Origin of the sequence: Sphingobacterium multivorum (genome assembly GCF_039511225.1) — a bacterium.
Classification (GTDB): Bacteria; Bacteroidota; Bacteroidia; order Sphingobacteriales; family Sphingobacteriaceae; genus Sphingobacterium.
Map to the genome: position 1 here is coordinate 420379 of NZ_CP154261.1, position 15918 is coordinate 436296.

Here is a 15918-nt window from a genome sequence, read left to right on the forward strand (position 1 = left end):
ATTATGTTTGAAACATTTATAAAACGACCTATATTGTCGTTGGTTATTTCAGTGTTTATCACACTTCTGGGACTGTTGGCCTTATTTACACTGCCCATCACACAATTCCCGGATATTGTCCCACCGTCGGTAGTCGTCAATGCCAATTATACCGGAGCTAACGCCGAAGTGAGTACAAATGCCGTTGCTATTCCTTTGGAAAAAGCAATTAACGGTGTCGCCGGAATGACCTACATGAATTCAGTGTCTACCAACAACGGAAGCACTGTGATTCAGATCTTCTTTGAAGTGGGTACAGACCCCGATATCGCAGCTGTAAATGTGCAGAATAGGGTCACTACGGTATTGGATGAACTACCCGAAGAAGTTATTAAAGCTGGGGTAACCACCGAAAAGGAGGTTAACTCCATGTTGATGTATCTGAATGTTTTTACCGATGATGAAACTGCAGATGAAAGATTCATTTACAATTTCGCGGATATCAATATTCTGAAAGAGCTGAAACGTATAGAAGGGGTCGGGCTTGCGCAGATTATGGGTATGCGCGACTATGCAATGCGGGTTTGGGTTAAACCTGATCGTATGGCAGCCTATAATATTTCTGCAGAGGACGTGGTAGCTGCATTGCGAAAGCAAAATATCGAGGCCGCGCCAGGACAAACAGGTATCAGTTCGGATAAAATGCGCAACATGCAACAATATGTGTTACGTTATCCGGGTAAGTTCACTGAAATTGAAGAGTATGCGAATGTCCCCATCCGAGCGACTTCAAATGGTTCCATTATCCGTATAAAAGATGTTGCCGATGTTGAATTTGGCTCATTGGATTATGAAATGGTATCCAAGACGGATGGCCGACCATCTGCCTCCATCATGTTGAAGCAATTGCCAGGATCAAATGCACAGGAGGTAATTCAGCGTGTAAAAGATCGCATGGCCGAATTAAAACAGACCCAGTTCCCTACCGGCATGACTTATACCATGGGTTACGATGTGTCGCGGTTTTTGGATGCCTCGATTTCCTCGGTGATCAAAACCTTATTGGAGGCCTTCCTCTTGGTTTTTATTGTTGTGTTTATCTTTTTGCAGGACTTTAGGGCAACTGTTATACCGATTTTGGCCGTACCAGTATGTTTGATTGGAGCCTTATTTTTTATGCAGATGCTAGGTTTTTCCATCAACCTGCTGACCTTGTTTGCATTGGTACTGGCTATAGGTATTGTGGTGGATAATGGGATTGTAGTCGTCGAGGCTGTATATGCCAAAATGGAAGAGGAACATCTTCAGCCCATGGAAGCCACATTAGAAGCCATGAAAGAAGTTGGTGGTGCTGTGGTGGCCATTACCTTGGTAATGTCGGCCGTTTTCGTTCCGGTAGCCTTTCTCTCTGGACCGGTTGGCATATTTTATCGCCAATTCTCGTTGACACTCGCCGCCGCTATCGTTATTTCAGGAATCAACGCCTTGACATTGACCCCGGCGTTGTGTGCACTTTTTCTAAAATCACCACATGACCGTAAACCGTCGAATAATTGGCTCGATCGTTTTTTTAAAAAATTCAACGCAGTTTATGATAAAACTGCCTTTGGTTACAAGGGAATTTTGGTAAAGACAAGTGCGCGACGTGGATTGACACTTCTCTTACTGGGCGGGTTCTTTGTCGCAACCTGGGGTAGTAGCGCTATTTTGCCCTCAGGTTTTATCCCGACCGAGGATCAGGGGATGATTTATGTTGCCGTAACAACACCTCCGGGAGCAACGGTGGACCGTACCGAACGTGTTTTGGATAAAATTGACTCCGTATCGCGGAAACTCGATATTGTGGAAACCGTTTCCACCCTGTCGGGGTATAGTATTGTAACAGAAGTCTCTGGTGCTTCCTATGGAATGGGCATGATTAACCTAAAGCCTTGGAAGGAACGTGATCAGACTGTCGAAGATGTCATTAAGGAATTGCGTGAAAAAACCAAAGATTTTGCTGATGCACAGATTGATTTCTTTCCGCCGCCAACAGTGCCGGGCTTCGGTAATTCATCGGGTTTTGAGTTGCGGCTTTTAGATCGCAGCGGTAATGAGGACCTCAATAAGACCGCCGAAGTGCTGCAGAAGTTTATGGACGATATGGAGAAAAGTGAAGTTCTTCAGGATATCAGCTCCAGTTTTGATGTGAACTTCCCACAATATATGCTAAAAGTGGACTACGATATGGCCGCAAAAAAAGGAATATCGGTAGAAAATGCCATGAATACGCTACAGACCTTGATGGGAAGTCTCTATGCGACCAATTTTATTCGCTATGGACAGATGTATAAAGTTATGGTACAAGCTGGCCCCGAATATCGCCAGAGACCAGAAGATGTATTGCGTCTTTATGTGAAAAATGAGACCGGCGAGATGGTACCCTACAATGCGTTTATTTCTATGGAAAGGATATATGGACCAGAACAGATTACCCGTTATAATATGTTTAGTTCGGCCATGATTACAGGACAATCTTCCGCAGGCTTTAGTTCTGGACAAGCGATCGAAGAAGTGGAAAAAATAGCTTCATCTCTTCCCCAGGGTTACAGTATCGAATGGTCTGGAATGACGCGGGAACAAAAAATCTCGGGAAATCAGGCGCTGTATATTTTCGCGCTTTGTCTTCTCTTTGTTTATCTGTTGTTATGTGCACAGTACGAAAGTTTCTTATTGCCATTACCAGTTTTGCTCTGTCTTCCAGCGGGGATATTTGGGGCATTTATTTTCTTGAAGGTCTTTGGATTGGAAAACAATATCTATGCGCAGGTGGCATTGGTCATGCTGATTGGTTTGCTGGGCAAAAATGCGATTCTGATTGTGGAATATGCCAATTTGAAATATAAGCAAGGAATGGATATCGTGACAGCTTCAATTGAAGGCGCTGTTGCCCGGTTACGGCCCATATTAATGACTTCGTTTGCTTTTATTGCAGGTCTGATACCCTTGATGATGGCCAGCGGAGCCGGTGCATTGGGTAATCGAAGTATCGGTACGGCTGCAGTCGGCGGAATGCTTATCGGAACCATTCTGGGCGTTCTTGTCATCCCAGGATTAGTGATTTTATTTTCGAAAAAGGATAAGAAACAGGGTGTTAAGCAGGCTTCTCTCGTGATTGCTGTGCTTATTTTATTTGGAAGTTGTTCAGTTCCCAAAAAGGCTCTCCAACCGGAGCAAGTTAACGTACCGGCTTCCTTTTCTAAACATCTTTCGCCCGATAGTTTAACGATTGGAAACCGATCCTGGAAAGAAATTTTTAAGGACTCGCGGCTGGTTTCCTTGATTGATTCGGCTTTACAGAACAATTTAGATATTCGTCAATCCATCTTGCGCCTGGAATCTGCACAAGCTTATTTCAAACAACGTAAGGCAGCATTAGGGCCAACTGTAGAGGCCGCAGTGGAGGGCGGGATACGGAAATATGGACATTATACCGAATCGGGCATTGGTAATTACGATTCAAATTTCTCGGAGAACTTGAAAAGTGATGAAAAATTGCCCGAACCCTTTATTCCTGACTATTTCATTGGACTCCGCTCATCCTGGGAAATCGATCTTTGGGGAAAGTTAAAGAGTCAAAAACAAGCTGCTTATTTTAGCTTCTTAGCAGAGCAGGAGGGAAAGCGTCTCTTGGAAACGGAATTAGTCTCTAATATTGCAACAGCCTATTATGAACTCATTGCTTTGGATCAAAAGATAAAGGTATATGATCGGAATATTGAATTACATAAAAATGCACTGGAAGTTGTTGAAGTAAAAAAAGATGCTGGTTATGCAACTGAACTTTCTGTCCAACAGTTTAAAGCGCTTTTGGCCAATTCTAAAGCTGCCAAAGAACAATTGATCCAAGAGATAGCACTTTGGGAACATCATATTAATGGTTTATTAGGCCGTTTTTATCAACCTGTTGTAAGAAGTACATATGCTGAAAACGCGGATTTATATCATGCAATGCATTTTGGTACACCCGATGATCTTGTCAACCATCGTCCCGATATCAAGGCCGCTTATTTGAAAGTGATGGCTTCTTCGAATAATCAGGAAGCATCACGTTTGGCTTTTCTGCCTTCTGTCGCAATAAGTCCATTTATCGGATTACAGAGCTTTAGCTTTAACAAGTTGTTTAATTTGGATAAATCTATTGCTTATAACTTATTTGGTGGCATTACGCTTCCGATATTTAACCAAAGACAACTGAAAACACAGTACGAGATTGCAAAGGCGGACTATGGAATTGCTTTTTTGGATTATGAGAAAACGGTTCTGAACGCTTATAATGAGGTCTCTAATGTGATTATGACGCAAGAGGCAATAGGCAGACGACGTGGTTTTGTCGATGAACATGTTCAAGCATTAAAGCTTTCTATCGAGGCCGCACAGGAGCTATTTATTGCTGGACGGGTGACCTCTTTGGATGTTGTTACAGCACAGAAGGAGTCGCTGGAAGCCCAAATCGGAAAAGTAGAACTGGAGAAAGAAAACACCTTAAATCAGATTCTACTTTACAAAGCATTGGGAGGAGGTTGGCAATAGGGGCCATACATTAAAAAGAAAACTATTTTTCATGCGATAAGAATTAACTTGTTAATTCTTGGACCCTCAACTGGGTCAGGGGAAGAGGCCGTCGTGAGACATCCTCTTTTTTGTTGTTATTTTTATGTAGTTTAGTCTACACGATGTTGAACCGAGTTTATTATGTTGCAGCGCTTTTTTCTATTTATTCTTTTCGCTCATTTTAGTCTTTACCTATCTGCGCAAGTGCCTTCCGATAGTGCCCGGGTCTTGCAACGACTGGAATATTTGATGGAAAATCAGAAAATTTACATCAAAAACCGTGAAGATAAATTGGAGAAATTAAAACTTGAAGCAAAAGCATTAGAAAGTAACCCCATTCAGTTTTTGAAGAAGAACTACGAAATCTTTGAAAATTATAAGAAGTTTGATTCTGACGCAGCGCTCACTTATATTTTACTGTGTCAAAAGCTCGCTCCGCCGCATAACGACTCCTTAAAGACAGTGATTCATCTCGATTTGGCATGGGTGTATTCCACCATCGGACGGTATATAGAAGCTGCACAACTGTTGAAGCAGGTCGAGCCGGCTCACCTTGGTAGGAATCTACTGGCAAAATATTACGATACTTACAGTTCCTTTTATAGCCATTACGGTCAGAGCAATAATCGATCAGAATATTACCAGGCAAGTGAAAAGTATCGGGATTCTTTGTTAATGGTACTACCGAAGTCTTCCTTGGAGTACCGTACTACCATTGCTATAAAAACACTTTTTAATGGTAATCGTGACGAAGCTAAAAAGCAATTGTTGGCCCTCTGGAATGAGAACAAAAAAGACACGGAGCAGCGCGCGCTGCTCGCCTATTTTATGGGACTCATTTATAAATATGAAAAAGATACGAAAAGTCAAATTTACTATCTTTCCATATCGGCCAGTGCAGATATTGAAATGGCTAATCGGGACAACGCATCTTTCCATGATCTAGCGCTAACGTTTTACGACCAACAGGATTTTGATCGTGCTTTTCAGTTTATTGAAAAAGCCATAGACGATGCGATGTTATGTAAAGTGCGGTATCGAATTATCGAAGGTACATCTTCTTACCCCATCATCAATGCAGCCTATCAGCAGAAAATCAGTAGCCAAAATAGGCAATTGGTTGGCTTGGTCATTATCGTCAGTATTTTATTGATTGGTGTAATCATTGGACTGGTTATTATATATAGACAGGTGCAACATTTGAGAAGGATTCGATCAGAATTATCGGCTACAAACCGACAACTTCGATCATTGAATGACGAAATAAACCAGACTAACCTTAAATTATCTGAATCAAATCATATTAAAGAAGAATATATTGCGCAATTTTTTGATATGTGCTCGAGTTATATCGATAAAATGGAAGATATCAGAAAAGCACTGTTGAAAAAAGCGACGAATCAGCAATGGGATGCCTTGCGGGAACAGTTAAAGTCAACGCAAATGGAAGAAAGAGAGGTGCAGCAGCTTTATGTTAATTTTGATCGTATCTTTTTAAATCTTTACCCAACCTTTGTTGATGAATTTAATGCGCTGCTTCAGGAGGAGGAGAAAATCTATCCCAAGAAAACAGAACTGTTAAATACCGAACTTCGAATCTTCGCATTAATTCGGCTAGGCATCGACGATTCGGTAAAGATCGCAAGTTTCCTCAGGTATTCGCTTCGAACAGTGTATAATTACAGAACAAAAGTACGTAATAAGGCTGCGGGAAATCGTGATGCCTTTGAAGCTGCCGTTTGTCAGATTGCGGTGATTGACCGGGCGTAGACGCTCCTTTAATACGGAAAAACCATTTGATAATCCGATTTCCTTCGCTCATTTAGGTACTTTTTAACGCTATTTGTTTTTTGTATCATACTTATTTTTAGTAGTTTGTGTTTTTTGGCTGGTACTTTTTAAGTACTCGCCCTTTTTTCTCCATCAAGGTGATCTTAGTTTTGTTTTGAGCAATGCAGCAGGGGAAACTCATTGCCATTTTGGAATAACCAAAAGATGAAACAATAACCAATTTTTTTATTTCATATGATTTACTTTACACGAAAAGTTGCCTTTTCAATGGGGCTAGCTTTCTTGTTTACTTTGGTGAATTTGGTTTTTGCCCAAGACCGAGTTCAAGTCAGTGGACGTATCTTGGATGCCCAAGATCAGAAACCACTTTCAGGAGTAACCATTACACAAAAAGGAAGTAATAATGCAGTATCGAGTAATGCAGATGGGCGTTTTCAAATTTCTGCTAGCACCGGCAGCATACTCCAATTTACGTTTGTTGGCTACGACAGCAAAGAATTACCTGCCAACAGTACCATGGTCGTCCAATTGAATTCATCAACCAATATGCTGGAGGATGTCATTGTAATCGGTTATGGTAGCGTCAGAAGAAAAGATGTCACAACTGCAATCTCTTCTGTTTCCACGAAAGACCTTGAAAAGAGGCCCGTCACCAATTTTGGACAAGCCATTCAAGGTAAAGCTGCCGGGGTCACTGTTATTCAGCCGAGTGGTCAGCCAGGTGCAGCACCTCAGATTCAAATTCGGGGGATAACGTCTTTTAATAGTAATACCACTCCTTTGTATGTTGTTGATGGAGTTCCTGTGGAAGATATTAAGTTCTTGTCTCCCAATGATATCACGGATATTCAAATTCTAAAAGATGCGTCATCGGCAGCAATCTACGGCTCTCGGGGTTCGAATGGTGTCATCTTGGTTACGACAAAATCAGGAAAGGCCGGGGAGGCAAAAATTACACTTGGAACACAGTGGACAGCCAATGTTGTCAATAATACCGTTAAAGTTTTAAACACCAGCCAATACAAAGATTTACAGGACGAAATCGGTCTGGTAAATCTGCCAGAAGGATTGTTGGATAAGACCGACTGGTTTAAAGAGACCTATAAAACAGGTATACAACAAAACCATCAGTTATCCATATCGGATGGTAATGAAAAGCTTCGTTATTATTTGGGCGGTGGTTATCTGAACGAAAAAGGAACATTACAGGGATCTTTCTTCAGGCGATATAATTTTCGTGCTAATATTGATAATCAAGTCCGAAAATGGCTGAAGGTAAATGCAAATATCAATTATTCGGATAACAATGATAATGGAATTACTTCGGGCTTAGGCTCAAATCGCGGGGGGGTAGTCACATCCGTGATTACAACACCGACCTATGCACCTGTCTGGGATCCGACGAATCCGGATCGATTCTATAATAATTTTTATGGGATCAACAACATTACCAGTCCTTTGGAAAACTTAGCCCGGACAAGGAATAACAATAACCGCGAAAACCGTCTTGTTGCCACAGGAAGTGCATTGGTCTCCTTTATGCCTAACCTAACATGGAAAACTTCGTTTTCATTAGATCGAAGATCCGGTGTGATGACCACCTTTTTGGACCCCTGGACGACGGCTTGGGGAAGAAATCAATTCGGAGAGGCTTCAGATATTCGTAATACAAATACCGTATTGACGTGGGACAATTTCTTGACATACACGAAGACCTTCGGAAAGCATAATTTGGAGTTAATGGGCGGTTCGTCATGGACGGACTCGAAGTACTCCAGAAATTACATCTATGGTTCACATTATGCTAATGGAATAATTGAAACACTGAATGCTGCAAATAAGATCTCTTGGGATGGAACAGGATCTACAGCATCCAACTGGGGGATTATGTCCTATTTCGCACGCACAATGTACAATTATGATGGCAAGTATTTATTGACAGCAAATATGCGTACAGACGGTTCTTCGAAGCTGAGTCCAGAGCGCCGCTGGGGGTATTTTCCATCGGTGTCGGCTGCATGGAGAATCTCTGCTGAAGACTTTATGAAAGATGTAACCTGGATAAACGACTTTAAAATCCGCGGAGGATGGGGACAGACAGGTAATCAATACGGATTAGGCGATTATGCTTACCTGCAATTGAGCGGTATCCAACGCCAACAGTGGTTTGTTGAGGGAAAAGACAATTCATTGCCAAATATCAATAAACCAACAATCTTAAGAGCGAAAGATTTGACTTGGGAAACGACAAGTACAACCAGTATCGGTTTTGATATCACTATGTTAAGCAATAGATTGACGATCAGTGCAGATTATTATAACAAAGACACGAAGAATCTTCTAATGAACGCAAGTCTGCCCGCAGGACAACAAGCAAATACAATCCAAAGAAATGGTGGAAGATTGAACAATCACGGTTTTGAATTTGCGGTAAATTCGAAAAATCTGACCGGTAACTTGACTTGGAATACAGATTTTAATATCTCTTTCAACAGAAATAAGCTTCAGCAGCTCGACTTACAACAGGTGTATTATGATGTCAAAACGAACGATTATGTCAATGATTTTGTGGTGAAAAATGAGCCCGGAAGATCGCTTGCAGGATTCTTCGGTTATATTTCAGATGGCGTAAACCCTGAAACCGGTGAGCTCATGTATCGCGACCTGAACGGAGATGGCAAGATCTCGTCAAGCGACCGTACGTATATCGGCAATCCCCTGCCAAAGTTTGTGTATGGTATGACAAATAGTTTCTCTTGGAAAAATTTCGATCTAAGCATATTCATTCAGGGAACTTATGGAAATGACATCTTCAATGCCAGCCGTATGGAAACAGAGGGGATGTATGATGGTCGAAATCAAACGACAGTTGTATTGGATCGCTGGCGGGTACCGGGACAGATTACACATGTTCCTAAAGCTGGGTTTGACATGAAAAATTCAACCTATTTTGTTGAAGATGGTAGTTATTTGCGGATGAAAAATGTGTCCTTGGGCTATTCGATTTCTCCGGAGAGACTGAAGCGTATTGGTATCCATAAAATTCAGCCTTATCTATCTGTAAGCAATCTGTTTACCTTGACTAAGTATTCAGGTATGGATCCGGAAGTAAACCAATATTCGGGCGGATCCGATTCCAGAATCCAAGGTATAGATTGGGGTACCTATCCACAGAATCGTTCATTTGTTTTAGGTCTTAATATTGAGTTTTAATTGTCTGTATCATGAAAAAATATATAAGTAATGCTCTTTCTTTGCTAACCGGCTCTTTGTTTTTATTTTCTTGCTCTTTGAACCGTGATCCACTTTCAGATTATTCGGATGTGAGTCAAGGGAAGACCGAGACAGGAACGCAGATTGTTTTTAAGAATAGAGCTGAGGTTGAGACCTATTTGGCGGGGATTTATCAGCAAATGAAAGATCGGCAGGAACATTGGTATCTCGATCTGCTCCTAATCGGAGATTCCCATGCCGATAATTCCTATGCGGGAACGACGGGAGCTGAAGTCGTACCTTTCGAAAATAATTCTATTGAAGGGTCTAATTCGGTTGTTGACCGGGATTGGGGAAGATATCTGGAAGATGTTGGACGTGCAAATCGATTGATCATTTACGTTGATAGTGTTGCTGATAAATCGTTGAGCGATACGGATATTAGAACGTATAAGGCACAAGCTAAACTATTCAGAGCATTGGCGATGTTTGATATGGTCCGTATATTCGGATCTATCCCTGTCATTACCACAATTGCACCCGATATTACTGGTGACAATGTCAATGAAGTTTATCCGCAATATTTTCCAAAACAAGCCACAGAAGAAGAAGCCTATAAGCAGATCGAAAAAGACTTGATGGACGGATTGGCTGATGCACCAGCCAACAATAATGGGAATAAGACTTTATTTACCAAATCCGTCGCACGAGCGATGCTGGCAAAGATCTATGCCGAAAAACCAATTCGCGATTACGCTAAAGTTATCCAATATGTTGACGCATTGACTGCGGATGGATTTGATCTGAATACCAATTACTCAGATCTATATGCAATGAATGCAAGCAACACAGATCTTGCACAGCGGAATACGAAAGAATCGATTTTGGAAGCACAGTTTACTTCGGGTGGAGGTAATTGGGCGACTTGGATGTTTGGAAGGGATTTGTCCAATTATGATAATAACTTCACATGGGCCAAATGGATAACCCCATCTCGGGACTTGATTCAAGCGTATACGAATGAAGGGGACCAGGTTCGTTTGGGGCAATCTATTGTTTATTATTCCACTACTTGGAGCAACTATTATCCGTCAAACCATTATCCATTCATGTTTAAATTACGTTCTGCATTTAATAGTATTGTCAAGCTTCGTTACGCAGACCTTTTATTGTTAAAAGCGGAAGCATTAATTCAGCAGGGATCAGATCTATCTGGAGCGGCAGACATTATTGACAAAATTCGCACCCGTGCTAAATTGCCTAAAATATCCGCTGCCGTACGTTCAAATAAGGATGCTTTATTAGACGCTTATTTGAAAGAACGTCGTCTTGAATTGGCCTTCGAAGGACAACGCTGGTTTGATCTCGTGCGCTTAGATAAGGTGGAATCTGTCATGAATGCTGTTTATGCTAAAGATGCTGGAAGAAAGGCACAGGTGTATCCCTTCACGAAGAACTCTTACCGTTTACCGATTCCGCAACCAAAAATTGATCAGAATCCTAATCTAGTTCAGAATCCGGGGTATTAACTGATTTAACAATGGAAATTCTCATTTGATGGATGGCGAAAATTTATTAACAGATGAAACGCAATAATAAAAAAACTATGATATATACATTCTTGTTGTCCTGTCTAGTGACGGCAACATCTTGTAACCGTGACAGCTATATACCTTCACAAGGTGATGAAATTAAAAAAAGTGGTGATGTTACCATTTATACGACGACAGGCAGTCGGTCTTTGGATTTTGGAAAACGCTTTGTTGATTTCAGTTCCAAATTTAATATGTCGCCCAATACAATTACGTTAGATCCAGCTAAGAAATTTCAGACAATGGACGGCTTCGGTGCTGCAGTTACAGGCTCTACCTGTTATAATCTGATGAAAATGAGTAAGGAAGATCGAACAAAATTTCTTACGGAGACTTTCTCAGATAAAGATGGAATGGGAATGAATTACATCCGTATTGCTATTGGATGTTCCGACTTCTCTTTGAGTGAATATACCTGCTGGGATAAGGAAGGAAAGGAAAATTTTGGACTACAGTCGGAAGAAACACAATATATCATTCCAGTGCTGAAAGAAATACTTGCCATCAATCCATCCATAAAAATCATGGGCTCCCCATGGACTCCACCGAAATGGATGAAAGTTAACAACTTAACTGATTTAAAGCCCTTTGATTCGTGGACCAGTGGTCAGTTAAATCCAAAGTATTATCAGGACTATGGTTGGTATTTCGTTCAATGGATCCAAGCAATGAAGAAAGAAGGCATTAATATTTATTCGATTACTGTTCAAAATGAACCATTGAACAGAAAAAATTCCGCTTCGCTTTATATGTCATGGCAAGAGCAACAAGCTTTTGTCAAACAAGCGCTAGGCCCACAGTTAAAAGCGGCTAACTTATCAACAAAGATCTATGCATTTGATCATAATTATAACTATGATAACATTGCCGATCAGGCTGATTACCCAGTAAAGATCTATAACGATGCCGGAGCGGCTTCATTCTTCGCCGGAGCGGCGTACCATAATTATGGTGGGGATAAGGCTGAACTTATCGATATTCATAATCAACGCCCAGATAAGGAACTGGTATTTACGGAAACATCCATTGGGGAATGGAATGATGGACGCAATCTTGAAAAACGTTTGATGGAAGACATGCGTGAAGTGGCCCTCGGTACCGTAAACAATTGGAGCAAGGGGGTCATTGTATGGAATCTGATGCTAGATACCGACAAAGGACCGAATCGCGAGGGAGGCTGTCAGACATGTTATGGAGCCGTGGATATTAGTAAGGCAAATTATAAGAATATAACACGTAATTCGCACTATTATATTGTTGGTCATCTTTCCTCGGTGGTCAAATCAGGAGCTACAAGGATTGGCGCTTCTGGATATACAGCGGAAGGATTGGTTTATACAGCATTTCAAAATACAGACGGAACCTACGCTGTTGTTCTGTTAAACGAATCGGGCGATAGTCGTAAGATTACGTTGGCAGATGGTAAACATCATTTTAGCTATGATGTGCCAGCTAAGTCGGTTGTTTCTTACCGCTGGACCTATTAACTGGAGGATGATAAACCCTAAGCGCTATCACATGGATAGCGCATAAATTATGAACAAATGAAAAGATATCTCATCAATATACTATTGGGAACTGCTGCAATTGCCGCAGTCAGTTCCTGTAAAAAGGATGAAAAATATACCTATCAAATAGGGGATCCTAAAATCGAATTGAAATCACCTATTTCAGCCGCAAATTTTGGGGATAGTCTCGAATTTCAGGTACACGTGTCGGACAGTGAAGTTGCGCTGTCAACTGTTAAAGCACAATTGTATTTTACAGACGACAAGGTAACAGAAACCGTCATCCGTACCAAACAAAATGGAGACTATGCTGGAAAGATTTATGTTCCGTTCCTGAAAGATATTCCCGATGGAAAAGCAACCCTTAAGTTTGTCTTACAGAATATTAGCCAAAAAATAACGGAACAATCTTTTGATATTAACCTGAGCAGACCCGACTTTCCATATTTAACTTTAGTCACAGCATCTAAATCGTATCGTATGGAAAAGGTAGGGCCTAATCAATATGCGGCAAAAGAGAATTTTCCATTTTCGGTAAAGGGCTATATTCAAGCACCAAAAGTGGGCGCACAAGGCAATCTGATGAATTTTGGTTGGGTCAATAATGTTATAAACCTCGGCTCTACGGCTGAAATCCCATTTTCAAATTCAACTTCTGGAATCTATAGCATCGCATTTAATACCTCAACTTATCAGGCTTCACCGTTTATTATTGCTTATGCCATTAATGGAACGGTATTCAGTCGCCTTGATGATGAGCACTTTAAGGCAGAGTTGAATATGGTAAAAGGCGAGAAGGTAATTCTTGACGGAATAGAAGATCTGAAGAATTGGTGGATTGATCCGGACTATTTTACACAAGCTCCTGACGGATCAATCGCTTTCAACGGAATGAACGGTAAGTATCGCGTTACTGCAGACTTTACCTTAAAATATTTTGTGGTTGAAGCGATGACAGGTAATGATTTAGCAAAATTACAAGATGACGGAAGTGGTGCGGTTTGGATTATTGGTGAAGGAATCGGAAAGCCTAAGGTATCCAGTAATCAAGTGGGCTGGAATACAGATAAAGCGCTTTGTTTGGTGCCGCTAGGCAACAAGAAATACCAGGTAACTGTTAAGGCAGGAGAGTCTATAAATTCTGATAACATCAATTTCAAATTTTTCCATCAAAAAGGATGGGGCGGTGAATTTGGTGGCACAGACCTGACAACGACAAGTGATATCGTTTTTGTGGGAGATGGAAAGAATGGACGCGACTCAGGCAATCTTGGCATCAAAACCGGTAACGTGTTAGAGACCGGTAAAACCTATGTTTTTACATTGGATTTAACTGCAGGTAATAAGGAAGCTGTCTTGACGATTGCGACAAAATAATAAAGATTGATTTTTTCCAAGTCCCAGGTAGTTTGCTATCTGGGACTTTTTCTTTCGAATGGAAGTTGTTTATTCCAACTTTCATTTGTTATATTTGCACAAACTCGAGACGAGTCATCATGTGCTTGATTTGGTCAGTTTACAAGATAAAGAGCAATCTTCCTGATGTAAGCTGCTATTGAGAATAAAATATTGGAATGAAAATCAGACTGTTTATATGGATTCTATTACCCTTGATGCTCCTGCAGAGCTTCTCAACGGTATGGCTATGGACAGTCTTCGAGTTGAATCGAGATTATATCGCACGTTACGAATGTATTAATCGCTTTAACGATAATGCGCTTGCCTGTCGAGGCCAGTGTATTTTGATGAAGAAAATGCGCGAGCATGAGGAAAAGGAACAAAAAAATCTTGAATTACGTATTATTGATGTTGTTTTTATAAATAATACGCAAGATTTTACGTTTAAAAACACGGCTCTTTATGAAGACACTGTGGAGCGCCTGCTTCCAGTATATAAAGAAGATTATTCCTATAATCCCATCTTTACAATATTTCACCCCCCTTTGGTTTAAATCCAGCTAGTAATTTATTTGAATAAGTAATCGATCGCTGATGATGGTTTACAGTGTAAGCTAGGGCTAGCATCGCTTTATAATTGCGTCGTGAAAATGCCTTTAGCGATCTCTTGTCAAAGTAGTCAATCTTCCGATTAAACTACTTATTCAGTATTTATTTCAATGAAACCATTATGGTTATTTGGACTACATTGCGATGTGGCTCTGAATCATTATAATGTTGATCGTGGTTAGTAATCTACTTAAAATCAACAGGATGATTTCATTTCGATAGAAAAATATATCCATTTGTCATATAGGATACCAGCATGATTTATTTAAACCGAGCTTGCGAGTTCACGAAGTAAATCGGATCGCTTCCTTATACATGAAATATTATAGATGAGAGATTTATTTATAAAAAAAGCGGGTTTTTATATCGCTATTATAGGTTTTTTTGTAGTCGCCTGTACCAAGGCGAAAACAGACTATGAGGCCGAAAGGGGAAATACCGTTGAAGAGAATATGGAGTTTAAAGAGGTTACAAGCCTTATTTCTTCCGGTTACAATATTCGTATTGAAGCTCCGGGTGGGGTATTGTACCGCGGTTATAATGATATCCGCGTGAAAATCAATAAGCAGCAAAATAATGAACCTGTAGCCGTTTCCGCAGTCAAATTGCTGCCCATCCAAACCAATATGCAAGGACTGAAAATTGTTTGTCCAAACCAGTCCGTAATGGACCATACGTTGGATGGGAGCTACTTTTCGGGTTACAGTGTGTTTACAGATGAAAGTTCTGCAGCAGCAAACTGGAGTTTGGAAATCGATTTTAAAATTGGGAATCAGACCTTCACAGCTATACAGCCTGTAACTGTAATGCCACAGCCAAATAAAAATCGTAACATAACCACCTTTACCGGGAAAGATAGCGAACACTATTTAATCGCCTTGATTGCTCCTTGGAAACCAAATGTTGCTGAAAATAAACTGGTCGCAGGCATTTATAAATTAGACACTGCGCAATTGGCTTATACAATAGTCAACGGATACACCTTGCAGTTAGATCCGCGTATGCCAGAACCTTCGATGGGCAACCATTCTTCCCCCAATAATAAGGACTTGGTCCAACAGGCCAACGGATTGTACCAAGGTGTTGTCAATTACACCATGACAGGCAACTGGACGCTGAATTTTATTTTGGTCAACCAAAATGGAAGGGCAATAGCAGGGACTGAGGTGCCGAAGGATTTCACTCCGGGGGTAGAAGGGCGTAAAAGTGAGTTATACATCGACATTCTATTTTAG

The 15918-nt window shown here is 40.8% G+C and carries 8 protein-coding genes; all 8 read left to right on the top strand.

Annotated elements, in window-relative coordinates; translation table 11 throughout:
• The first annotated feature begins 3 nt into the window (after positions 1-3).
• The 8 genes from AAH582_RS01575 (at position 4) to AAH582_RS01610 (ending at position 15918) form a co-directional block, all read left to right on the top strand.
• Positions 4-4551: an efflux RND transporter permease subunit gene (locus AAH582_RS01575; protein WP_343321063.1), complete on the top strand. Its 4548-nt coding sequence runs from the start codon at positions 4-6 to the stop codon at positions 4549-4551.
• Positions 4552-4713: 162 nt separating this feature from the next.
• Positions 4714-6342 (top strand): DUF6377 domain-containing protein, encoded by a 1629-nt coding sequence (locus tag AAH582_RS01580; RefSeq protein ID WP_053003766.1) that lies wholly within the window; start codon positions 4714-4716, stop codon positions 6340-6342.
• A 288-nt stretch (positions 6343-6630) separates the two neighbouring features.
• Positions 6631-9576, top strand: a complete 2946-nt coding sequence (locus AAH582_RS01585; RefSeq protein ID WP_343321064.1) for a SusC/RagA family TonB-linked outer membrane protein — start codon at positions 6631-6633, stop codon at positions 9574-9576.
• A gap of 11 nt (positions 9577-9587) precedes the next feature.
• Entirely contained in the window at positions 9588-11105 is a 1518-nt protein-coding gene (locus AAH582_RS01590) for a RagB/SusD family nutrient uptake outer membrane protein (RefSeq protein WP_286754751.1), read from the top strand.
• A gap of 77 nt (positions 11106-11182) precedes the next feature.
• Positions 11183-12655, top strand: a complete 1473-nt coding sequence (locus AAH582_RS01595; RefSeq protein ID WP_343321065.1) for a glycoside hydrolase family 30 protein — start codon at positions 11183-11185, stop codon at positions 12653-12655.
• A 57-nt stretch (positions 12656-12712) separates the two neighbouring features.
• A complete protein-coding gene (locus AAH582_RS01600) occupies positions 12713-14053 on the top strand; it encodes a DUF5125 domain-containing protein (protein ID WP_343321066.1) in 1341 nt (446 codons plus the stop codon).
• Positions 14054-14250: 197 nt separating this feature from the next.
• On the top strand, positions 14251-14628 hold the full coding sequence (locus AAH582_RS01605; RefSeq protein ID WP_075990767.1) for a hypothetical protein: 378 nt from the start codon (positions 14251-14253) through the stop codon (positions 14626-14628).
• 384 nt (positions 14629-15012) lie between these two features.
• The gene (locus AAH582_RS01610; protein ID WP_343321067.1) at positions 15013-15918 is read left to right on the top strand and encodes a hypothetical protein; all 906 of its coding nucleotides are present in this window, start codon (positions 15013-15015) and stop codon (positions 15916-15918) included.